We start from the raw sequence: 689 nt of genomic DNA, 5'->3' as shown, positions 1-689 counted from the left end.
CTTTTTTGATTTTGATGAATTAAGAAATGAACCAAGCCTTGGTTTAAAAAGCTAACATTTTTATCAATTAAATCGTAGCCAATCAAAGCAATCTTTTTGTCTGTAATTGATGATAAAATATAGGCGATTTGGTATGCTTTGGAAGTTGTAATAAAAATTCCGCTTAAATCTGGATTTTCATCTAAAAAAGAAGTAAGCTTATTTTCTATGTTGGAATATTTCAGTTTTAATGTGGTTAAAGAATAATCAGGAAGATTTTTTTCGTCAAAATAACTTCTAAAACCTCGTTCCTTTTCCTGCATGTGAACGGCATTTTTCAAACTTTCGTCAATATGAATAATTGCAATTTGGCCTTTCTGAAGAATCAAATTCATTAAACTCGCGGCGACACGACCACTTTTGTACAAATCTTGTCCAACAAAACTTTTGATAGAAGAAGATTCGACCTGGTTGTTAAAAGTATTGACCATGATTCCCAGTTCATCATATTGATTTATGATTTCGATGGTTTCTTTATGGAAAAGCGGAGTCAATAAAACGGCATCAGGCGATTGAGAAATAATCGCTTCGTTAGTCTTTAAAAAAGATTTGGTGCTTTCTGGATTAAAATAATGTATTTCTATAACAACATTGTAAGCTTTAAATTCTGTAATTGCATCTTGGATTCCGTTAACGCAAGGAAGCCAGTA

At 31.8% G+C, this 689-nt stretch carries 1 protein-coding gene; it reads right to left on the bottom strand.

Going from position 1 to position 689, the window contains the following annotated elements; genetic code table 11:
• On the bottom strand, nt 1–689 hold a 689-nt coding region (locus B3J44_RS21855; protein ID WP_286971403.1), incomplete at both ends, for a substrate-binding domain-containing protein.

The sequence above is a fragment of the Flavobacterium sp. UBA4854 genome (assembly GCF_002399805.1).
GTDB classification, from domain to species: Bacteria; Bacteroidota; Bacteroidia; order Flavobacteriales; family Flavobacteriaceae; genus Flavobacterium; species Flavobacterium ginsengisoli.
This window is presented reverse-complemented; position numbering and strand designations above follow the sequence as displayed.